21 protein-coding genes are annotated in these 20,004 nt (G+C 56.9%); 7 read left to right on the forward strand and 14 right to left on the reverse strand.

Annotated elements, in window-relative coordinates; all coding sequences use genetic code 11:
• The first annotated feature begins 5 nt into the window (after positions 1-5).
• Positions 6-245, forward strand: coding sequence for a YebV family protein (locus IEX01_RS09125; RefSeq protein WP_024553311.1), 240 nt, complete (start codon positions 6-8; stop codon positions 243-245).
• 105 nt (positions 246-350) lie between these two features.
• Positions 351-542, forward strand: a complete 192-nt coding sequence (locus IEX01_RS09130; RefSeq protein WP_024555754.1) for a YdfD/YebW family protein — start codon at positions 351-353, stop codon at positions 540-542.
• On the opposite strand, the gene IEX01_RS09135 is transcribed toward IEX01_RS09130, so the two are convergent.
• From IEX01_RS09135 to yobA, 5 genes are all read right to left on the reverse strand, one after another.
• Positions 543-1,187, reverse strand: a complete 645-nt coding sequence (locus IEX01_RS09135; protein ID WP_188723703.1) for a metallophosphoesterase — start codon at positions 1,185-1,187, stop codon at positions 543-545. It abuts the gene before it with no gap.
• Between the two features lie 192 nt (positions 1,188-1,379).
• Positions 1,380-1,826, reverse strand: coding sequence for a peptidoglycan-binding protein LysM (gene lysM, locus IEX01_RS09140; protein WP_024555756.1), 447 nt, complete (start codon positions 1,824-1,826; stop codon positions 1,380-1,382).
• A 714-nt stretch (positions 1,827-2,540) separates the two neighbouring features.
• Positions 2,541-2,876, reverse strand: a complete 336-nt coding sequence (locus IEX01_RS09145; RefSeq protein ID WP_024555757.1) for a YebY family protein — start codon at positions 2,874-2,876, stop codon at positions 2,541-2,543.
• A gap of 20 nt (positions 2,877-2,896) precedes the next feature.
• Positions 2,897-3,772, reverse strand: coding sequence for a copper homeostasis membrane protein CopD (gene copD / locus IEX01_RS09150; RefSeq protein ID WP_188723704.1), 876 nt, complete (start codon positions 3,770-3,772; stop codon positions 2,897-2,899).
• Positions 3,773-3,777: 5 nt separating this feature from the next.
• Entirely contained in the window at positions 3,778-4,152 is a 375-nt protein-coding gene (yobA, locus tag IEX01_RS09155; RefSeq protein ID WP_024560719.1) for a CopC domain-containing protein YobA, read from the reverse strand.
• A gap of 148 nt (positions 4,153-4,300) precedes the next feature.
• Here yobA and IEX01_RS09160 point away from each other — a divergent pair, with 148 nt between their 5' ends.
• Both IEX01_RS09160 and exoX read left to right on the forward strand, forming a co-directional pair.
• Positions 4,301-4,531, forward strand: a complete 231-nt coding sequence (locus IEX01_RS09160) for a DNA polymerase III subunit theta (RefSeq protein WP_024555760.1) — start codon at positions 4,301-4,303, stop codon at positions 4,529-4,531.
• A 134-nt stretch (positions 4,532-4,665) separates the two neighbouring features.
• The gene (gene exoX / locus IEX01_RS09165) at positions 4,666-5,328 is read left to right on the forward strand and encodes an exodeoxyribonuclease X (protein WP_024555761.1); all 663 of its coding nucleotides are present in this window, start codon (positions 4,666-4,668) and stop codon (positions 5,326-5,328) included.
• Here exoX and ptrB read toward each other — a convergent pair.
• From ptrB to IEX01_RS09185, 4 genes are all read right to left on the reverse strand, one after another.
• Positions 5,325-7,382 (reverse strand): oligopeptidase B, encoded by a 2,058-nt coding sequence (ptrB, locus tag IEX01_RS09170; protein ID WP_188723705.1) that lies wholly within the window; start codon positions 7,380-7,382, stop codon positions 5,325-5,327. The two genes, exoX and ptrB, sit on opposite strands and share 4 nt — an antisense overlap.
• An 86-nt stretch (positions 7,383-7,468) precedes the next feature.
• Entirely contained in the window at positions 7,469-8,134 is a 666-nt protein-coding gene (locus IEX01_RS09175) for a tellurite resistance TerB family protein (RefSeq protein ID WP_024555763.1), read from the reverse strand.
• 119 nt (positions 8,135-8,253) lie between these two features.
• Positions 8,254-8,601, reverse strand: a complete 348-nt coding sequence (gene yebF, locus IEX01_RS09180) for a protein YebF (RefSeq protein WP_024560721.1) — start codon at positions 8,599-8,601, stop codon at positions 8,254-8,256.
• Positions 8,602-8,825: 224 nt separating this feature from the next.
• Positions 8,826-9,149: a YebG family protein gene (locus tag IEX01_RS09185; RefSeq protein WP_024559028.1), complete on the reverse strand. Its 324-nt coding sequence runs from the start codon at positions 9,147-9,149 to the stop codon at positions 8,826-8,828.
• A gap of 131 nt (positions 9,150-9,280) precedes the next feature.
• Between IEX01_RS09185 and purT the strand changes: the two genes are divergently transcribed.
• Positions 9,281-10,459 (forward strand): formate-dependent phosphoribosylglycinamide formyltransferase, encoded by a 1,179-nt coding sequence (gene purT / locus IEX01_RS09190; RefSeq protein ID WP_024559029.1) that lies wholly within the window; start codon positions 9,281-9,283, stop codon positions 10,457-10,459.
• A 47-nt stretch (positions 10,460-10,506) separates the two neighbouring features.
• Here purT and IEX01_RS09195 read toward each other — a convergent pair whose 3' ends face one another.
• From IEX01_RS09195 to zwf, 3 genes are all read right to left on the reverse strand, one after another.
• Complete coding sequence (locus IEX01_RS09195) at positions 10,507-11,145, reverse strand: bifunctional 4-hydroxy-2-oxoglutarate aldolase/2-dehydro-3-deoxy-phosphogluconate aldolase (RefSeq protein ID WP_024559030.1); 639 nt, start codon at positions 11,143-11,145, stop codon at positions 10,507-10,509.
• A gap of 62 nt (positions 11,146-11,207) precedes the next feature.
• Positions 11,208-13,019, reverse strand: a complete 1,812-nt coding sequence (gene edd, locus IEX01_RS09200; RefSeq protein ID WP_024560724.1) for a phosphogluconate dehydratase — start codon at positions 13,017-13,019, stop codon at positions 11,208-11,210.
• A 225-nt stretch (positions 13,020-13,244) separates the two neighbouring features.
• A complete protein-coding gene (gene zwf, locus IEX01_RS09205) occupies positions 13,245-14,720 on the reverse strand; it encodes a glucose-6-phosphate dehydrogenase (RefSeq protein ID WP_188723706.1) in 1,476 nt (491 codons plus the stop codon).
• A gap of 356 nt (positions 14,721-15,076) precedes the next feature.
• On the opposite strand from zwf, the gene IEX01_RS09210 reads away from it, so the two are divergent.
• Together IEX01_RS09210 and pyk are read left to right on the forward strand one after the other, a co-directional pair.
• On the forward strand, positions 15,077-15,952 hold the full coding sequence (locus IEX01_RS09210) for a MurR/RpiR family transcriptional regulator (RefSeq protein ID WP_024559033.1): 876 nt from the start codon (positions 15,077-15,079) through the stop codon (positions 15,950-15,952).
• Positions 15,953-16,067: 115 nt separating this feature from the next.
• Positions 16,068-17,510 carry a pyruvate kinase gene (pyk, locus tag IEX01_RS09215; RefSeq protein ID WP_024559034.1) on the forward strand — a complete coding sequence of 481 codons (1,443 nt, stop codon included), beginning with the start codon at positions 16,068-16,070 and terminating at the stop codon, positions 17,508-17,510.
• A gap of 57 nt (positions 17,511-17,567) precedes the next feature.
• On the opposite strand, the gene lpxM is transcribed toward pyk, so the two are convergent.
• Together lpxM and mepM are read right to left on the reverse strand one after the other, a co-directional pair.
• Positions 17,568-18,539: a lauroyl-Kdo(2)-lipid IV(A) myristoyltransferase gene (gene lpxM / locus IEX01_RS09220; protein WP_048888671.1), complete on the reverse strand. Its 972-nt coding sequence runs from the start codon at positions 18,537-18,539 to the stop codon at positions 17,568-17,570.
• Positions 18,540-18,664: 125 nt separating this feature from the next.
• The gene (gene mepM / locus IEX01_RS09225; protein ID WP_024559036.1) at positions 18,665-19,993 is read right to left on the reverse strand and encodes a murein DD-endopeptidase MepM; all 1,329 of its coding nucleotides are present in this window, start codon (positions 19,991-19,993) and stop codon (positions 18,665-18,667) included.
• Positions 19,994-20,004 lie beyond the last annotated feature (11 nt).

The following is a 20,004-nucleotide window of genomic DNA, read 5'->3' on the forward strand; positions in this document are numbered from 1 at the left end:
GCGTTATGACAAAAACCAGTGTAAAAATCGGCACTTTCGAGATTGACGATGCCGAACTGCACGGCGAGCAGCAAGGCGATCGAACGTTAAGCATTCCGTGTAAATCTGACCCGGATCTCTGCATGCAGCTTGATGCGTGGGACGCCGAAACCAGCATTCCCGCCCTGCTCAATGGCGAACACTCCGTACTCTACCGCGTACATTACGACCAACAAGCCGATGCCTGGATCATGCGTCTTGCCTGATTCCAAAAGAACCCGTCGCCCAGACGGGTTATTTAATCCGACATTTTCCCCGCCCTCTCCCGCTTCCCCTACACTTAATAGCCAGGCTGTTGATTTGAGGACGCTATGTTCGCTTTGGTTCTGTTTATTTGTTATCTCGACGGGGGATGTGACGATATCGTCATTGACGTTTTTAATACTGAACAGCAGTGCCTGCAGGCGATGGACGAACAGCGGCTGCGTCACGGCGGCTGCTATCCGGTTGAGGATTTTATCGACGGATTCTGGCGCCCGGCGCAAGAGTATAGCGACTTTTAATTATTGCACCTGCACCAGCGTCAGCCGGTTGCCAAACACCGCGCCCGTATCGATATAGTGCTGATTCGCGAAATCGAGCGGCGTTTTCAGCGGCGTATGGCCGAAATAGAACGCATCCGCGCCGGCGATGCTCCCACCCTGCCCGTGCATATGACGGTTAAGACGGTCGCGGCTCCACACCACCTGATGTTCATCCACGGGCTGCTGCCAGCGATACTGCGCGCTGGGATAATCGGCATGGGCTATGACGATGGTCTGCCCGTTCGCATGCAGTTCAATAATCAGCGGCAGTTTCTCGCAGCTCAGCAACAGCGGCTTTACGTTGGCCTGAGCCGTTTCGGAAAGTTTCGCAAACCACGCGCCGCCGTTTAGCCACCATAACTGCCGGTCCCCCTCCCGCAGCGCATCAAGCGCCATCTCCTCATGGTTGCCGCGTACGGCAAAAAACCAGGGGCGGTTGAGCAGCCTAAGACAGCCAGGGCTATCCGGCCCGCGATCAATCAAATCGCCTACCGAGATAACCATATCCTGCCAGGGATCGAAATGGTGCGCGCGCAGCGCCGCGGCGAAAGCATTCAGACAACCGTGCAGGTCGCCCACGATAAACACATGCCGCCATTGCGAACCATCAATACGCTGATACATATAACCTCCATGACGTCATGCAAGTATAGCTGCACGATATTGTGGAAAAGGATTGATGGCACGTCCGGGGAATAAAACAGCCCGCGTTATCGGGAAATAAAGCCTGCGCTGAAAATGGCTGCGTTAATAAAAAAGAGTGACCCCGGCGAGGGTAGTGCCGGGGCATTTTAATAAAACGGTGAATGCGATGGGTTATTCAGGAATGCGCAGCACCTGGCCTGGATAAATTTTATCCGGGCTGGTCAGCATCGGTTTATTAGCTTCAAAAATCTTATTGTACTGATTCGCATCGCCGTAAACCTGCTTCGAAATAGCGCTCAGCGTATCGCCCGATTTCACCGTATAAAACTGGCTTTCTTTCGTGGGCGTGGCGGCTTTAACCTGATCGTCCACGCTGGCAATGCCGGCGATATTGCCGACCGCGACAAGGATCTTCTCTTTCGCTTCCTGGCTCAGTCCGTCACCGGTCACGGTGGCCTTGCCATCGGCGACCTGCACGTTGACCTTATCCGCGTCCGGAATGCCGGTTTTGGCTAAGTGATCCTGCACTTTTTTCGCCTGCTCTTCCTTGTCATGATTGCCGGATACCGTATCCCAAAGCTTTTCACCCGCCTCTTTCACAAAATTAAAAAGACCCATTTTTACCTCTCTTATATCCAGTGAGTTCTCCTAAAGCGTAGCAGAAAATAGATCGGCAACGCGCCGCTTTGTTATATTCGGACACACCTCGTTACCGGTTGGCTTATATTTCACATAAATACTCAGCAGCCGCTCCGTTATAAACGAAGCGGCTGGCAACGCCCCAAAAAATAGTCGGAAAGGCGCGTTAATGATTGCCGAAAATAACGGTTGGCTTTCGATAGCACGGTTTGTTCCGGCGGGGCTTGCCTTGCGCACGGGCCTGTCTCCCCCTCGCGTGCGGCGCTCTCTCGCTTCCTGAAGCCGTCAATAAAAGCGTAAAAAGGCGGAAAAGTAGTTGGAGGCGAGCGCAAAAACGTTTAGATTGCTTTAACAAAGCGAACGGGGAAAACGCGGAGAGTCGTGCGCTAAACCGCCGGGACCAGGGAATGATTCGCATCGCCTTGCTTAAAAGGCGGATAAAAAAAGACCGAATACGATTCCTGTATTCGGTCCAGGGAAATGGCTCTTGGGAGAGAGCCGTGCGCTAAAAGTTGGCATTAATGCAGGCTAAGTCGCCTTGCACTTTAAGGATAGATTACGGCGTGAGGTTTTCCAGTCCGCGACAAATGCAGCCTGAAAAAAACCTCACGTAACGTGATTAATTATAAAAAAACCGCAACGTCTGCCCTCAGGGCCGTTGCGGTTTTTTTATATATACAGCCTGAACAAGGCTTAGCAGAGCTTTTGCGCGCGCTCGATAAAAGGCGCCAGACTCATCTTCTCGCCCGGTTTAGCCGGATCATCAGCCTGAATAATCGTAATCGGCTGACCGCTGGTCTTCCCTTCTTTTACCTGACGCTCGGCAATGTCATTTAGCGGATATTGCATCAGCGTGCTGGGGTTAATGGCGAACAGCGCATTGCCCGGACGGCAGGTCAGCATGACCTCTTCGCGGGTGAAGGCCCATTTATCCTTGCCCATTTCAAACCGGCTGACCGTAATAATTTGCGTCGCCAGCGCCATTCCGGAACAGGAAAGGAGCAGCAACGCGAGTAACGTTTTTTTCATCGAAGTTTCACCTAAGCGATTCAGAAAGGCTCCCAGGTAGCGAACAGGCTGACGGCTGCCAGCACCAGCGCTCCCAGCGCCATCTCCAGTTGCGTCAGTTGCACAAAGCGCTGCTGCGCCTCGCCCTGACCGTTGCGAAATCGTGGCACCAGAACATAGCGGTTCCAGAGCGCGATTGCCACCATCATCGCCACCAACGCTATTTTCACGATCAGTAATCGTACATAACCGCTTTGCATCGGCCAGTGCAGGCCGAGAATAAAAGCGGCGTTCAGCGCGCCGGTCAGCAATACGCCCGCCACCGCAAGATGGCCATAGCGCGAAAAGCGCATCATGGCGACGATAGCCGCCTCCCGCCAGCGCGTGCGCCTGGCAAGACGCATGCAGACTAACAGCGGCCAGAGTCCGCCAAGCCACCAGGCGGCGCAGAGCAGGTGAACAGCATGATTAAGACGATGCAACGCGCCGGCCATGCCTTCATGCATGGCGGCATGGCCGACACTTGCCAGCAGCGCCAGCTGAACGGCAACAAGCAGCGACAGCAGCGCGGCGCCGCCCCTGGGCTTCAGCCAGGCCGCGACCAGCGTTACCACCGCCAGCACCATCTGCCAGAGCCAGTTATTGCCAAAGCGCGTCGCCAGTACGGCGAGCCAGACTTGCGGGTCGAGGCTGTCTTTCAGGCCATCGCCCATCAGCCCGGCCTGCACGGCCAGCATCAACAGCGCGCTGACAGCATTACACAACAACGCTGCCCGCCAGAGCGAGACGAGCCGCTTTTTCAGCGGCTGGCGCAGCGCAGCAGGCGCCAGCAGGCTGACGCATAACGTTGCGCCCAGCGCGAGCATCAGCGCCGCGAAGTGAATGAATCGCAACGCGACGAAAGCGGTTGGCAGCACGGGAATTATTTGACCGTAAAGCGGTACTGGCCTTTGGTTTTATGGCTGTCGACGGAAACCACATGCCACTCAACCTGATAATCACCCGCAGCGAGCGTCTGCGTTAGCGGCACAACCAACAGTTTGTCATCGTTGGCATCACGGGCAACCTTACCGGTGTTCACCGCTTTACCCGCCGGGCCGGTGATTTTCACGCCGCTAAAAGCAGGCTCAACGCCTTCAGAAAAGCGCAGGCTCAGCGACTGCGGCGCACGCTCTACCGTTGAGTTAGCCGCCGGCGTCTGCGCCTTTAAATGGGCGTGAGCGAAAACGGCGGGCGCGGAAAACAGCGCAATGACAAAAGTGCTGAGACAGGCGGCGCGGGAAACGGAAAAGGCCATGCGATTCATTCCTTTTAGTTATGTGTCTGGCGCAAAGAATAACCCTGCCATCTGGTCAAGTCGAGCAAGCGGGCACGCAATGCTACATAAGCACTTGTCATCTGTTGCGGCTCGCAGTACCTTCACGCGGTTCAGAGAGGAGTTCGTTATGAAGCACAATCTTGCCAGGCTTCCCCAGGAAGAGATGGATAAAGTGAACGTCGACCTTGCGGCGGCAGGCGTCGCCTTTAAAGAGCGCTATAACATGCCGGTTATCGCCGAAGCGGTGGAGCGCGAGCAGCCTGAACATCTGCGCGGCTGGTTTCGCGAGCGGCTGATTGCTCATCGCCTCGCCTCGGTCAACCTTTCACGCCTGCCTTACGAGCCAAAAGTGAAATAAGGCTGCGCGCCCTTTTTCCTGCGCTTACACTGTGAGTCTTATTTTTAAGCGTCCTGTCTGTCGCTCTGTGAAAAGCAGAGGGTTGGCAGGGCGTTCTCATTACATTACGCTACGTTTTTTCGGCGGAGAGGACCATGCTGCGCGTTATAGATACCGAAACCTGCGGTTTACAGGGCGGCGTTGTGGAAGTGGCGTCGGTCGATATTATTGATGGCCGCATCGTCAATCCGATGAGCGACCTGGTCTGCCCTGACCGCCCCATCAGCCATCAGGCGATGGCCATTCACAAAATCACCGAGGCGATGGTCGCGGACAAGCCCGTTATTGAAGAGGTGATCCCCCGCTATCATGGCAGCCCATGGTATGTGGCGCATAACGCCAGCTTCGACAGGCGCGTATTGCCGGAGATGCCCGGCGAATGGATCTGCACCGTTAAGCTGGCGCGCCGCCTGTGGCCTGGCATCAGCTACAGCAACATGGGCCTGTATAAATCGCGCAAGCTGAGCGTCGAGACGCCCGCCGGGCTGCACCATCACCGCGCGCTGTTTGACTGCTATATCACCGCCGCGCTGCTGCTGGAGATAATGAACGTCAGCGGCTGGACGCCGGAAGAGATGGTGAACATTACCGGTCGCCCCGCGCTGGTCGCCTCGCTTCCTTTTGGCAAATACCGCGGTCAGCCAGTTGAAGCCATTGCCGAGCGCGACCCGGGCTACCTGCGCTGGATGCTCAATAACATCAAGGATATGAACCCCGATCTGCGCATGACGCTCAGGCACTATCTTGAAAAGGATTAACCGGCTTTGCCCGGCAACGTCCCCTGCGCCAGCGCGACCAGGAAAGCGTATTCCATCGCCACCCCTTCGTAGGATTTAAATCGGCCCGACTTCCCGCCGTGGCCGGAATCCATATCGGTGCAGAGCAGCAGCAGGTTATCGTCGGTTTTCAACTCACGCAGCTTCGCCACCCATTTCGCCGGCTCCCAGTATTGCACCTGGGAGTCGTGCAGCCCGGTAGTCACCAGCAGGTGCGGGTAGCTTTGCGCTTTGATTTGGTCATAGGGGCTGTAGCTTTTCATATAGTGGTAGTACGTTTCCTCTTTCGGATTCCCCCACTCTTCAAACTCACCGGTCGTCAGCGGGATAGATTCATCCAGCATGGTGGTGACCACGTCGACGAAAGGCACCTGGGCGATAACGCCTTTAAACAGCGCCGGCCTTTCGTTGATTACCGCCCCCATCAGCATGCCGCCTGCGCTGCCTCCCATACCGAACAGGTAGCGCGGGTCGCCATAGCCATGCTCCAGCAGCGCATCGCAGACATCAAGGTAGTCATTAAAGGTGTTTTTCTTCTTGAGGAACTTACCCTCTTCATACCAGCGCTGACCCAGTTCGCCGCCGCCGCGGATGTGGGCGATAGCGTAAACAAAGCCGCGATCGAGCAGGCTCAAACGGCTGGCGCTGAAATCGGCGTCAATACTGGTGCCGTAGGAACCGTAGCCATAGACCAGCAGCGGGTTACGCCCGCGCTGGAAATGCTTTTTGTGATAAACCAGCGAAACGGGCACTTCCTCGCCGTCGCGCGCGGTAACCCAGATATGTTCGCTGCGGTAATTGCTGGCGTCGAAACCAGCAACGTCTGTCTGTTTTAATACCCTGCGCTCGCCGGTGTCCATATCCAGCTCAAAGAGCGTATCCGGCGTGGTCATTGAAGAATAGCCGTAGCGCAGCCGCGACGTGTGCGGCTCGGGGTTGAAAGCAAGCCAGGTGACATAAGCCGGGTCGTCAAAAGCGATGCCGGTAACTTCCCGCGTTTTGCGGTTTATTTGCCGCAGGCTGGTCAGGCCGCGCTGGCGTTCTTCCACCACCAACCAGTCGGTAAAGAGCGTAAAGCCCTCCAGCATGATCTGCTCGCGCGGCGGAATAAGCACTTCCCAGCGCTTTTCGTTGCGCAGCGTGCTGCGGTAAAGACCGAAGTTTTTGCCGTCGCGGTTTGAGCGAATATAAAACGTGTGCTGGAAGTGGTCGATGCTGTATTCGTGATCCTTACGGCGCGGCAGAAAGCAGAGCGTCGGCGCATCCGGTAACTCAGCGTCCACCAGCAGAACTTCCGTGGTGGTGGCGCTGGCCAGATAAATTTCAATGAAATGTTGCGAGGTGGTTTTATGGACGCTGACATAAAACGTCTCATCTTTCTCCTCGTAGATCATCTCATCCTCGCTTGCCGGCGTCCCTACCGTGTGCCGCCAGACCTGATAGGGCAGCAGCGTTTTGGCATGCTTTTTTACGTAGTACAGCGTGCGGGAGTCATTCGCCCAGACGAAGCTTGGCGTCACGTTCTCCAGCACCTCGGGGTACCAGTTGCCCGTTTCCAGATTGCGAAATCGCAGCCCATATTGCCGTCGGGAGAGAAAATCTTCCGCCAGCGCCAGGGTGGTGTTGTCCGGCGTGATGTCGAACCCGCCAAGCGTGTAGAACTCGCTGTGGGCGGCGCGCTTATTGCCATCCAGCAGCGTCTCCCACTCATCCCATTCAGAGAGCAGCACGGACTGACGCTGGTGGATGGCGTATTCGCAGCCTGTTTCGTACACCTGACGGTAGCGATAACCATTTTTGACGTAGGGCGCTGAAACGTCGCGCTGCGGGATGCGGTTGACCATTTCACCGAGCAACCGCTCCTGCAGCGCCTCCTGCGTCACCATAACGCTGCGCCCGTAATCGTTCTCTGCGTGCAGATAATCCAGCACGTCAGGGTCGGCTCGGGTGTCGTCACGCAGCCAGTAATAGTTATCGATTCGCGTATCGCCATGCTGCGTTATGGCGTGTGGTATTTTTTTAGCTTGAGGTGGCATGTCGTTGTTCTTTTCGGTTAACACACTGTAAGCGTGGCAAAACCCCAGCGTGTTGCAAGCGAAACATGCCTAAGATTAAGACTTCTTTACGATGGCGGCAGCGCTTTTTTCTGCTCGCGGATGTCGTTTTCTATCTCTTCACGCACCTCCTGCGGGATTTTCAGGGCGTCGCCTAAGGCATTGAGATAGCTGCGCTCCATAAAGTGATCGACATCGATTACCGCGCAGCTCAGGTACCAGATTTCCAGAGCTTCCTCTTCATCGCGAATATCCTGCGCCAGACGCGCCGGATCGAGCGGCTGATCGATAGCCTGCTGCACCACTGCCCTGCCCTCGCTTTCAACGCCTGCTTCGCGAAGCTGCCGTTCAATGGCGGCCCGCTCCTGGTCATCAATATGCCCGTCGCTTTTGGCGGCGAACACCAGCGCCGTAATCAGTCGTTCCGCCCGCCGGTCGAGCGAGGCGACAGGTTTGCCGTAATCGGGCTCGTCCTGATGCGCTGCGCGGATTTTGTCTTTGTACTTGTTCCACAGCACCGTGCCCGCCACCGCGCCGCCGCCCACCATCAGCGCGCCGGTGCCGTATTTCGAAAGCAGCTTGCGGGAAGACTTGCTTGCCACCAGCAGCCCCGCCAGGCCGCCCAGCGCGCCGGGAGTGAGCAGTTTGCCAAGGCCGCTTTCGCCGCTCTGGGTTTTATTGCCGCTGCTGATAGCGCCAAGCATTGACTGAAGTTGATTCATCCAGTTGGTCATGACTGTCCTCTGCTGTTGGGGGGTATCCCGAAAGCGTAAGCGAGCAGGCGTCAAGAAATGTCTGGAAGGGCAAAGAGAGGGAAAATAATCGGGCAGGAGCGGCTGCCCCTGCCGCGCAATTAAAGCTGGTAGTGGGCTTTGCCCGCTTTGCAGTCGACGGTAACGGTATAGTGAATATCTCTGTTTTTACCGCGTACCGTCAGCGGCACTCTCCACTTGTCATCCTTGCCGGTTATCTCCTTGCTGTTAATCCAGGCCACCGGGTCCGCCTGGCCCAGCGTCTTCTGATCATCCGCCCAGCGCACGATGCGGTTTTGCAGGTAATCGCGCTTCACGCTGGCGGCGAGGGTTTGCGCATTCGCCCCCTCGCATTTAGGGAACGACACCTCGCGCGGGTCATCGGCATGGGCGGCGCAGGCGCTGCCAAGGAGCAAAGCACAGGCTAAAAGATTCCTCTTTTTCATCATTGTTACCCTCCACTGTTGGTACAGAGAAAGCCTGGTATAAAACCAACGGAGCGCAAGGGTTTGGAGGCGGCTTTGAGAAATAGCCTTATTAATTACAGGGTGGCGCCAGAAAAGCGCAGGGCGACAGGAGAACGGAGAAGAGAGAGACAAGATATAGAGAGGTAAAAGCAGAGAATGCCCCCATCAGGCCAGCGCGCCGAAGCGCGCTACGCCTCATGCGGATATCAGGCGGCTTTGGTGCGCTTACGCGCCGCGCTTAATGCCACCGCGCCGTTTTCATCGCTTTCAGCCGGCGCTGACTCACCATTTTCCTGCGGCAGACGACCGGTACGCACGATAGCGCCCAGGCTGTCTTTGTTTTCCGCCATCCACAGCGCGAGCTGCTCGGTCTGTCCCTCTTCCAGGGTTATCGGCGCATGCTGCAGCCAGCCTTCCAGTGCCTCGGCGAGATCGAGCATTTTGTCCCAGGCATCCGCTTCCTTTTTACTGGCAAATGACATTTTTTCCACACCCTCACGGATTACGACGTATTTAATTTCTACCGCCATTTCTGAACCCTCATTACTGTGTATTTATACAGTATAACGCATTCATCTGCGGCATGCAAATGCCTGTTACTGCAAGCGCAATCGTTTTCGTTTATACTCCGGCCAATTTCCTGCATAGCGAGAAAACTACTATGGCTCTATTAGGAACCGCGCTGCGTCCGGCAGCGACGCGCGTCATGCTGCTTGGGGCGGGCGAACTGGGCAAAGAAGTGGCTATTGAATGCCAGCGGCTTGGGATTGAGGTGATTGCCGTAGACCGCTACGCCGATGCGCCAGCCATGCATGTTGCGCACCGCAGCCATGTCATCAATATGCTGGACGCGGCGGCGCTCAAAGCGCTGGTGGCGAAAGAGATGCCGGACTATATCGTGCCGGAGATCGAAGCCATTGCGACGGATATGCTGATCGAGCTTGAACAGCAGGGTCAGCGCGTGGTGCCCTGCGCGCGCGCCACGAAACTGACCATGAACCGCGAAGGCATCCGTCGTCTCGCCGCCGAAGAGCTTAAGCTTCCTACTTCCAGCTACCGTTTCGCCGACAGCGAAGCCGCTTTTCAGGCCGCCGTTGAAGAAATCGGTTTTCCCTGCATCGTTAAACCGGTGATGAGCTCATCCGGCAAAGGCCAGAGCTTTATTCGCGGGCCGGAGCAGCTTGAAAAAGCCTGGCAGTATGCCCAGCAGGGCGGCCGCGCAGGCGCGGGACGGGTGATTGTAGAAGGCGTTGTGGAATTTGACTTCGAAATTACGCTCCTGACCGTGAGCGCGGTCGACGGCGTGCATTTCTGCTCGCCGGTAGGCCATCGTCAGGAAGAGGGCGACTACCGCGAGTCCTGGCAGCCGCAGCAGATGAGCGAAGCCGCGCTGGCGCGCGCGCAGGAAATAGCGCGTGACGTGGTGCTGGCGCTGGGCGGCCACGGCCTGTTCGGCGTGGAGCTGTTTGTTTGCGGCGACGACGTCGTTTTCAGCGAAGTCTCCCCTCGCCCGCATGATACCGGCATGGTAACGCTGATTTCGCAGGATTTATCGGAATTTGCGCTGCACGTACGCGCCTTCCTCGGTTTGCCGGTCGGCGGCATTCGCCAGTATGGCCCGAGCGCCTCGGCGGTTATCCTGCCTGAACTGGTGAGTGAAAATGTGCAGTATGACAATGTTGACGCCGCACTGGGCGCCGGGCTGCAGCTGCGCCTGTTCGGCAAGCCGGAAATTAACGGCACGCGCCGCCTGGGCGTCGCGTTAGCCACGGGCGAAACGGTTGACGATGCCATTACTCGCGCCAAAGCGGCCGCCGCCGCCATCCACGTCAAGGCATAAAAAAAGCCCCGCTCGACGGGGCTTTTTTCTTACTGCCGGGCAAAGGGTTAGTTGGCGCCTTCAACCGCTTCGCGAGCCAGTTTAGTAATGCGATCCCAGTCGCCCGCTTCCATCGCGTCGGCTGGCACCAGCCAGGAGCCGCCGATGCACAGTACGCTTTTCAGCGCCAGGTAGTCGCGGTAGTTAGCCGGGGAGATGCCGCCGGTCGGGCAGAAACGCACCTGAGAGAACGGGCCTGCGATAGCCTGCAGCGCTTTGGTGCCGCCATTGGCTTCCGCCGGGAAGAATTTGAACTCTTTCAGACCGTAGTCCATGCCCAGCATTAACTCAGAAACGGTGCTGATACCCGGGATCAGTGGAATAGTGCCTTCGGTGGCGGCTTTCAGCAGCGGCTCGGTAAGGCCGGGGCTGATGGCGAACTGCGCACCCGCTTCAGTTACCGCGTTAAGCTGCTCTGCGTTCAGCACGGTGCCTGCGCCGATGATTGCTTCCGGCACTTCTTTAGCGATAACGCGGATAGCTTCCAGCGCGCATTCGGTGCGCAGGGTGACTTCCAGCACACGCACGCCGCCTGCAACCAACGCTTTCGCCATCGGCACAGCATGTTCCAGCTTGTTGATCACAATTACCGGCACAACCGGACCGGACTTCAGGATCTGTTCAGCACTTGTCTTCCAGTTTTTCATCAGTGGATCTCTCACGCCATTTAATTAAATTCGGTGTGGTGCGGTCTGCCGCGCACCCGGTGTTAAAAAGCGATGCAGGTTGCCCCCTGCTCCGCGCCGGACAGTTTTTCACGCAGCGCGCCAAACAGCTCACGCCCCGTTCCCACGCGCTGGGCGCTGAGATCGGGATGGTAAGCTTCGCGACGCGCCAGCTCTTCATCGTCCACCAGCAGTTGCAGTTCGCCGGTTTGTCCGTTTACGCGGATCAGATCGCCGTCGCGCACTTTCGCCAGCAGCCCGCCATCCCAGGCTTCAGGCGTAACGTGGATGGCGGAAGGAACCTTGCCGGAAGCGCCGGAGAGGCGACCATCCGTGACCAGTGCGATTTTGAAACGGCGGTCCAATAATACACCAAGTGGCGGCATAAGTTTATGTAATTCTGGCATGCCGTTGGCTTTCGGCCCCTGATGCCGCACGACCACCACGCAGTCGCGATCCAGCAGGCCCGCTTCAAACGCAGGCACCACATCATGCTGGCTTTCGAACACCACGGCCGGTGCTTCAACAACCTGGTTTTCCTGCGGAACGGCGGACGTTTTCATCACCGCGCGTCCGAGGTTGCCGCTCAGCACTTTGGTGCCGCCATGGTGAGAGAAAGGCTTTTCAATGGGGGCGATAATATCGCTGTCGAGGCTCGCACTTGCGCCGTCGCGCCAGTCCAGTTCGCCGTTGTTAAGCCATGGCTCACGCGTATAGCGGCTCAGGCCGAACCCCGCCACGGTATGCACATCTTCATGCAGCAGGCCGCCTTTTAGCAGCTCGCGCATCAGCACCGGGACGCCGCCCGCCGCCTGGAAGTGGTTGATGTCCGCCGGGCCGTTCGGGTAGAGGCGCGCCAGCAGCGGCACCACCTCGGAAAGCTCAGAAAAATCGTCCCAGTTGATAATAATGCCCGCCGCGCGCGCCATCGCCACCAGGTGCATGGTGTGGTTAGTGGAGCCGCCAGTCGCCAGCAGCGCGACGATGCCGTTCACCACCACTTTTTCATCAATCATTTTGCCGAGCGGCAGCCCTTCGTTGCCGTTGGTGGTCAGGCGCGTCACCTGACGGGCAGCGGCGGCGGTCAGCGCTTCACGCAGCGGCGCGTCAGGATGAACGAAAGAAGAGCCGGGCAACTGCATGCCCATGAACTCCACCACCATCTGGTTAGTGTTGGCGGTGCCGTAAAAAGTGCAGGTTCCCGGCGCATGGTAAGAAGCCGCTTCCGATTCAAGCAGCGCCATACGGTCAACTTTGCCTTCGGCGTAAAGCTGGCGAATGCGGACCTTTTCTTTGTTGGGCAGGCCGCTCGCCATCGGGCCTGAGGGAACAAACACCGCCGGGAGATGGCCAAACGATAACGCCGCCATCACCAGCCCCGGCACGATTTTGTCGCACACGCCAAGATAGAGCGCCCCATCGAACATGTTATGGGAAAGCCCGACGGCGGCGGACATGGCGATGACTTCGCGGCTTAAGAGCGAAAGCTCCATGCCGTCCTGACCCTGGGTTACGCCATCGCACATCGCCGGCACGCCGCCCGCCACCTGCCCCACCGCGCCAACGGCGTGCAGCGCCTTGCGGATCTGCGCCGGATAACTCTCATATGGCTGGTGCGCTGAGAGCATGTCGTTGTAGGACGTGATGATGGCGATATTGTTACGCAGCATGCTTTTTAACGCGGCTTTATCTTCCGGCTGGCAGGCCGCAAAACCATGCGCCAGGTTGCCGCAGGCCAGTTGGGAGCGGTGTACCGTCGTGCTGGCAGCGTCGTTGATTCTTGCAAGGTAGGCTTCACGGCTGGCGCGCGAGCGCTCGGCAATGCGCTTTGTTACGCGTAACATTACTGGGTGCATAAAATTTCCTCTTGGTTCGCTGTCGCTGGCGTGATGCCACTTCAGGTAATACAACGCACAACTAAGGCAACAGGCAAGCGACCACAGGGGCAAAATCGCTTCAGCCAGTGTAATGAAAAAAGCCCTGCCGGTGAATCCAGGCAGGGCTTTATCAAAGAAAATTTCACACTCTGCTGCGCCAGATCATGTTACCGGTAAAGTTGGCAACAGGCGGCGCGCTCAGCGTTATTCGAACTCGTTCCAGGAGCGGCCGTCGCGGGTGATCATCGCAACAGAAGCCACCGGCCCCCAGGTGCCAGCCTGGTAAGGCTTCGGCGCATCGTTATCCGCAGCCCAGGCTTCAGTGATGGAGTCGACCCACTTCCACGCCTCTTCCACTTCATCACGGCGCACAAACAGCGCCTGAATGCCGCGCATGGTTTCCAGCAGCAGGCGCTCGTAAGCGTCGGCCAGGTGCGTCTGGTTGAAGGTTTCCGAATAGCTCAGATCAAGCTTGGTGGTTTGCAGGTTGTGCTTGTGATCAAGTCCCGGCACTTTGTTCAGCACCTGGATATCCACCCCTTCATCCGGCTGCAGACGAATGGTGAGCTTGTTCTGCGGCAGATCCTGCCAGGAATCTTTGAACAAATTAAGTTCCGGGGTTTTGAAATAAACGACGACCTCAGAACACTTGGCCGGCAAACGCTTACCGGTACGCAGATAGAACGGCACGCCCGCCCAACGCCAGTTATCGATATCCACCCGGATAGCCACGAAGGTTTCCGTGTTGCTGGTTTTGTTGGCCCCCTCTTCTTCCAGGTAGCCTGGCACTTTTTTGCCCTGGGCAAAACCAGCGGTGTATTGGCCGCGCACGGTTTTCTCGCGCACGTTGGAGCGGTCGATACGGCGCAGGGAGCGCAGCACTTTCACTTTTTCGTCGCGAATGCTGTCGGCGGTGAGGTCCGACGGCGGCGACATGGCTATCATGCAGAGAATTTGCAGCAGGTGGTTTTGGATCATATCGCGCATCTGGCCCGCCTGGTCGAAGTAACCCCAGCGGCCTTCAATGCCCACCTCTTCCGCCACGGTTATCTCCACGTGGTCGATGGTGCGGTTATCCCAGTTATTGACGAACAGCGAGTTGGCAAAGCGCAGCGCCAGCAGGTTCAGCACGGTCTCTTTGCCAAGATAGTGGTCGATACGGTAAACCTGGCATTCTTCAAAGTACTCGCCCACCTGGTCGTTGATTTCACGGGAGGTATCGAGTGAGGTACCGAGCGGCTTCTCCATCACCACGCGCGCGGGCTTGGCGTTGAGCTTCGCTTCGCCAAGACCCTTGCAGATAGCGCCGAAGGTGCTTGGCGGCATGGCGAAATAGTTAATGGTGACGCGGTTTTTCTGGTCGAGCATTTTACCGAGGCGAGCGAACGCGCCGGTGTCGTTCACATCCAGATTGCAGAAATCGAGACGACCGCTCAGCTTGTCCCACAGGCCTTCATCGATTTTCTCTTTCATGAAGGTCTCGAGCGCTTCGCGTACGACGTTGGTATAGGCTTCTTTATCCCAGTCGGCGCGGCCGACGCCGAGAATGCGGGTTTCGGGATGGATTTGCCCGGCTTTTTCCAGCTGGTACAGGGAGGGCAGCAGTTTTCGGCGTGCGAGGTCGCCTTTCGCGCCGAAAATGACCAGGTCACAGGCCTGGGCTGTTTGCGTTACCGCCATGTCATTCTCCTTCGTTTCGGATAACCTGGTCTGCCAGGTTTATTTGTAATTTTCTTACATTGCACTGTACTGCTTTTACGGCTTTCACGGAACTCTTTACCGTAGCACTCTTCGTAAGAAACGATCGGTGAAGGCACACAGTGATAAATAAAGCGCCACCGTAACCCTTCACTGATGATTTTTCACGCTTTTCGCCGCCCGCCAAAATCAGACCGCGATCAAGTTCTGAAAAAAAACAACAACATTATCGGGTGGAAATTACCCCCTGCTTATCCTGCAGGAGTATATTCTGGCTAAAATGCATCGCGAAGACACCTTTTCGTGTTTTCGCCCTTTCCATGAGTCCCATACTAGCGATGAATATGCTGGAAAAGATCCAGTCTCAACTGGAAAATCTGAGCAAATCTGAACGCAAAGTCGCCGAGGTTATCCTGGAATCCCCCTCACGGGCTATCCACTCCAGTATCGCTCGCCTTGCAAGCGTGGCAAGCGTCAGCGAACCCACGGTGAACCGTTTCTGCCGCAGCCTTGATACCAAAGGCTTCCCCGATTTTAAACTCCAGCTGGCGCAAAGCCTCGCCAACGGTACGCCCTATGTTAATCGCAATGTCGATGAAGATGACAGCGTAGAGGCCTATACCGGCAAGATTTTTGAGTCCGCCATGGCGAGCCTCGACCATGTGCGCCAGTCGCTTGATATGAACGCCGTGAACCGCGCGGTCGACCTGCTCACTCAGGCGAAAAAAATCGCTTTTTTCGGGCTGGGCTCTTCAGCGGCGGTAGCGCATGATGCCATGAACAAATTTTTTCGCTTCAATGTTCCGGTTATCTACTCCGATGACATCGTCCTGCAGCGGATGAGCTGTATGAATTGCAGCGCCGATGATGTCGTGGTGCTGATTTCTCACACCGGACGAACCAAAAGCCTGGTCGAGCTGGCGCGTCTTGCGCGGGAAAACGACGCCATGGTGCTGGCCCTTACCTCTCAGGGTAGCCCACTGGCGCGGGAAGCAAGCCTGGCCCTGCTGCTGGATGTGCCGGAAGATACCGATATTTATATGCCGATGGTTTCAAGGCTTGCGCAATTGACGGTTATTGATGTGCTGGCGACCGGTTTTACCCTGCGTCGCGGCGCGAAATTCCGGGATAACTTGAAGCGTGTCAAAGAAGCGCTGAAGGAATCGCGTTTTGATAAAGAGCTTTTAATTTCCGACCAACAGCAATCAAATTGATAACAAAGTTGTCACACATTCACCCATTCGGTTAAGGTCCTTGCTCCAGGGGAGCATCCGATCCGCTGAATTTTGTTCACGCAACACCAAAACGTTTCAGTCAACGGAGTACTACATGTCCAGAAGGCTTCGCAGAACCAAAATCGTTACCACGTTAGGCCCGGCAACCGACCGCGATAATAATCTGGAGAAAATTATCGCTGCGGGCGCCAACGTAGTGCGCATGAATTTTTCTCACGGCACGCCAGAAGATCATAAATTGCGTGCGGATAAAGTCCGTGAAATCGCGGCGAAACTGGGCCGCCACGTCGCCATTCTCGGCGATTTGCAGGGTCCAAAAATTCGCGTATCCACCTTCAAAGAAGGCAAAGTTTTCCTCAATATCGGCGACAAGTTCCTGCTTGACGCTAACCTCGGCAAAGGCGAAGGCGATAAAGAAAAAGTCGGTATCGACTATAAAGGCCTGCCGGCGGATGTCGTGCCGGGCGATATTCTGCTGCTTGATGATGGGCGCGTGCAGCTTAAGGTGCTGGAAGTTCAGGGCATGAAAGTCTTCACGGAAGTGACCGTCGGCGGCCCGCTTTCCAATAACAAAGGCATCAACAAGCTGGGCGGCGGTCTCTCTGCCGAAGCCCTGACCGAGAAAGACAAGGCGGATATCATCACCGCCGCCGCCATTGACGTTGACTATCTGGCCGTCTCCTTCCCGCGCTGCGGCGAAGACCTTAACTATGCCCGCCGTCTGGCGCGCGACGCAGGTTGCAATGCGAAAATCGTGGCGAAAGTTGAACGCGCCGAAGCGGTATGCAACGAAGAAGCGATGGACGACATTATTCTCGCCTCTGACGTGGTGATGGTCGCCCGCGGCGACCTGGGCGTTGAAATCGGCGATCCGGAGCTGGTGGGCATCCAGAAAACGCTGATTCGTCGCGCCCGTAAGCTGAATCGTGCCGTCATTACCGCGACCCAGATGATGGAGTCGATGATAACCAACCCGATGCCGACCCGTGCGGAAGTCATGGACGTGGCGAACGCCGTGCTGGATGGCACCGACGCCGTGATGCTTTCAGCAGAAACTGCGGCCGGACAGTACCCGGCGGAAACCGTTGCCGCCATGGCGCGCGTTTGTCTGGGCGCGGAAAAGATCCCGAGCATCAACGTTTCGAAACACCGTCTGGATGTGCAATTCGATAACGTTGAAGAGGCGATTGCCATGTCGGCGATGTATGCGGCCAACCACCTGAAAGGTGTCACCGCTATCATCACCATGACCGAATCGGGCCGCACGCCGCTGATGACCTCCCGTATCAGCTCTGGCTTGCCGATTTTCGCCCTCTCCCGTCATGAGCATACCCTGAACCTGACGGCGCTCTATCGCGGCGTTACGCCAGTCTATTTCGATAGCCCTAACGACGGTGTCGTCGCCGCTCAGGATGCCGTGAACCTGCTGCGCGATAAAGGCTACCTGGTTACAGGCGATCTGGTGATTGTGACCCAGGGCGACGTCATGGGAACTATCGGCACCACCAACACCACCCGTATTCTGACCGTAGAATAAAAAAAGGGGCTTTAGCCCCTTTTATCTGGTTCAAAAAGCCGCTCCTGTCGAGCGGCTTTATTTTTTAGGGTAGAGATCCTTACGGCGGTAAGGCTCTTTCTCCCCTTCTTTGCGCGTTTTCAGCAGCTTCAGGATCCAGGCGTACTGCTCAGGATGCGGGCCGACAAAATGCTCCACTTCTTCGTTCATGCGGCGCGCCAGCGTGACGTCATCCGCATTGAGCAAGTCGTCCATGGGCGGGCGAACAAGCACATCCAGACGGTGCGTTTTGCCGTTATAAACCGGGAAAAGCGGAATAACGCGGGCGCGGCATACTTTCATCAGCCTGCCCACCGCGGGCAGCGTGGCTTTATAGGTCGCGAAGAAATCAACAAATTCGCTCTGCTCCGGCCCGTGATCTTCATCCGGCAGATAGTAGCCCCAGAAGCCATCCCGCACGGACTTAATAAACGGCTTAATGCCGTCCTGACGCGGATGCAAGCGGCCACCAAAGCGCAGACGCACTTTGTTCCAGACATAATCAAGCAGCCTGTTGCCCTGATGGTGGAACATCGCCGCAACGTGCACGCCGCGCGAGGCCAGCAGCATTGCCGGGATATCGACGCCCCAGCCATGCGGCACCAGCAGGATGACGCTCTCTTTGCTTTCAAGCATCTCGTTGATAATCGCCTCTCCGTGCCAGTCAACGCGATCGAGCACCTTTTCCGGCCCGCGTAAGGCAAGCTCCGCCATAAGCACTATCGATTGCGGCGCGGTGGCGAACATATTATCGATAATGGTTTCACGCTGCGCTTCGGAGAGCTCAGGGAAGCAATAGAACAGATTGATACGCGCGCGACGGCGGGCGCTTTTGCCAAACTTGCCGGCCAGCCGCCCGATTTTACCCAGAAGCGGGTCGCGAAATGAGGGAGGCGTCAGCGCAAGCGCTGCGCAGGCCCCGATGCCCAGCCAGCTTCCCCAGTAACGGGGATGTAAGAAAGCGCGTTCAAAGGTGGGGATAAATTCACTGTTCGTTTTTTTTGTTTCCATGCCTGTTCTCGGGCCAGAGCCAACTTATCAAAAGAGAAAATAAGGAAATAGTTTAGCGGCGTGAGTGCCGCCACACAAAAGAAAAAGCCGGCGTTCAGAACGCCGGCTGGTTAACAGCGGATTCGTTAATCAAAGCGCAGCTGCGGGATAACCTCGTTCGCCTGCGCCAGATAATCGCGACGATCGGAGCCGGTCAGCCCTTCGGTACGCGGCAGCTTCGCGGTCAGCGGGTTAACCGCCTGCTGGTTTATCCAGATTTCATAATGCAGGTGCGGGCCAGTGGAGCGCCCGGTGTTGCCGGAAAGCGCGATGCGATCGCCGCGTTTCACTTTCTGGCCCGGTTTCACCAGCAGTTTTTTCAGGTGCATGTAACGCGTGGTGTAAGTGCGTCCGTGACGGATAGCCACATAGTAGCCCGCAGCACCGCTGCGTTTCGCCATCACCACTTCTCCGTCGCCCACCGCCAGCACCGGCGTGCCCTGAGGCATAGCGAAATCCACCCCTTTGTGCGGCGCAACGCGGCCCGTTACCGGGTTCAGGCGACGCGGGTTAAAGTTCGAAGAGACGCGGAACTGACGCGACGTCGGGAAGCGCAGGAAACCTTTCGCAAGGCCGGAGCCGCTGCGGTCGTAGAATTTACCGTCTTCCGCCCGGATAGCGTAATAGTCTTTACCGCCTGAGCGCAGGCGCACGCCCAGCAACTGGCTCTGCTCGCGCTTGCCGTCCAGCATTTCATGGGACATCAGCACAGCGAACTCGTCGCCTTTTTTGAGCTTACGCAAATCCATCTGCCACTGCATCGCTTTGATGACGGCGCTGATTTCGGCGCTGGTCAGGCCCGCCTCTTTCGCGCTTGCCACAAAGCTTCCGTCAACGGAGCCTTTCATCACGCTATTTACCCAGTCACCCTGCGCGATTTCGCTGCTCATTTTGAAGCCGCCGTTTGCCTGACGATCGTAGGTGCGGGTTTCGCGGCGCGACATTTCCCATGTCAGTCGCTGCAATTCGCCTTCTGGCGTCAGGGTCCAGGAAATTTGCTGACCGATTTTCAGGTTACGCAGATCTTTGTCGACGGTAGCGAGCTGGCTGATTTCGCCCATGTCGATACCGTACTGGTTAAGCACGCTGCTTAAGGTGTCGCCGGTCGAAACGACATATTCATGTACGCCCGCTTCGCCCGAAGTTTTGTCATCAAGCTCATCCTGAGGAATGGCTTCGTCTTCCTCTTCCGGTGGCGCCTGGTCTATCGGCTCGCTCGCTTCCGGCAACAGAGAGCGCACTTCATTCTTCTCAAGCTCAATGGTCTTAACGATAGGCGCTGCTTCGGGGTGGTAGACATACGGCCGCCAGACGGCGACCGCAAGCGTCAGTACTGTAAGCGACCCCAGCATGACGCGATGAGGCCGGGGTAGATTGTTAAATGCCAGAGCGACAGAACGGGCTATCTGTTGCACAAATTCACTTC

Origin of the sequence: Franconibacter daqui, assembly GCF_014644275.1 — a bacterium.
Taxonomy (GTDB): Bacteria; Pseudomonadota; Gammaproteobacteria; order Enterobacterales; family Enterobacteriaceae; genus Franconibacter; species Franconibacter pulveris.

Excerpts from the sequence above, each read along its gene's own strand:
- IEX01_RS09125 (WP_024553311.1), top strand. The coding sequence starts at position 6 with ATGACAAAAACCAGTGTAAAAATCGGCACTTTCGAGATTGACGATGCC.
- IEX01_RS09130 (WP_024555754.1), top strand. The coding sequence starts at position 351 with ATGTTCGCTTTGGTTCTGTTTATTTGTTATCTCGACGGGGGATGTGAC.
- IEX01_RS09135 (WP_188723703.1), bottom strand. The coding sequence starts at position 1,187 with ATGTATCAGCGTATTGATGGTTCGCAATGGCGGCATGTGTTTATCGTG.
- lysM (WP_024555756.1), bottom strand. The coding sequence starts at position 1,826 with ATGGGTCTTTTTAATTTTGTGAAAGAGGCGGGTGAAAAGCTTTGGGAT.
- IEX01_RS09145 (WP_024555757.1), bottom strand. The coding sequence starts at position 2,876 with ATGAAAAAAACGTTACTCGCGTTGCTGCTCCTTTCCTGTTCCGGAATG.
- yobA (WP_024560719.1), bottom strand. The coding sequence starts at position 4,152 with ATGGCCTTTTCCGTTTCCCGCGCCGCCTGTCTCAGCACTTTTGTCATT.
- IEX01_RS09160 (WP_024555760.1), top strand. The coding sequence starts at position 4,301 with ATGAAGCACAATCTTGCCAGGCTTCCCCAGGAAGAGATGGATAAAGTG.
- exoX (WP_024555761.1), top strand. The coding sequence starts at position 4,666 with ATGCTGCGCGTTATAGATACCGAAACCTGCGGTTTACAGGGCGGCGTT.
- ptrB (WP_188723705.1), bottom strand. The coding sequence starts at position 7,382 with ATGCCACCTCAAGCTAAAAAAATACCACACGCCATAACGCAGCATGGC.
- IEX01_RS09175 (WP_024555763.1), bottom strand. The coding sequence starts at position 8,134 with ATGACCAACTGGATGAATCAACTTCAGTCAATGCTTGGCGCTATCAGC.
- yebF (WP_024560721.1), bottom strand. The coding sequence starts at position 8,601 with ATGATGAAAAAGAGGAATCTTTTAGCCTGTGCTTTGCTCCTTGGCAGC.
- IEX01_RS09185 (WP_024559028.1), bottom strand. The coding sequence starts at position 9,149 with ATGGCGGTAGAAATTAAATACGTCGTAATCCGTGAGGGTGTGGAAAAA.
- purT (WP_024559029.1), top strand. The coding sequence starts at position 9,281 with ATGGCTCTATTAGGAACCGCGCTGCGTCCGGCAGCGACGCGCGTCATG.
- IEX01_RS09195 (WP_024559030.1), bottom strand. The coding sequence starts at position 11,145 with ATGAAAAACTGGAAGACAAGTGCTGAACAGATCCTGAAGTCCGGTCCG.
- edd (WP_024560724.1), bottom strand. The coding sequence starts at position 13,019 with ATGCACCCAGTAATGTTACGCGTAACAAAGCGCATTGCCGAGCGCTCG.
- zwf (WP_188723706.1), bottom strand. The coding sequence starts at position 14,720 with ATGGCGGTAACGCAAACAGCCCAGGCCTGTGACCTGGTCATTTTCGGC.
- IEX01_RS09210 (WP_024559033.1), top strand. The coding sequence starts at position 15,077 with ATGAATATGCTGGAAAAGATCCAGTCTCAACTGGAAAATCTGAGCAAA.
- pyk (WP_024559034.1), top strand. The coding sequence starts at position 16,068 with ATGTCCAGAAGGCTTCGCAGAACCAAAATCGTTACCACGTTAGGCCCG.
- lpxM (WP_048888671.1), bottom strand. The coding sequence starts at position 18,539 with ATGGAAACAAAAAAAACGAACAGTGAATTTATCCCCACCTTTGAACGC.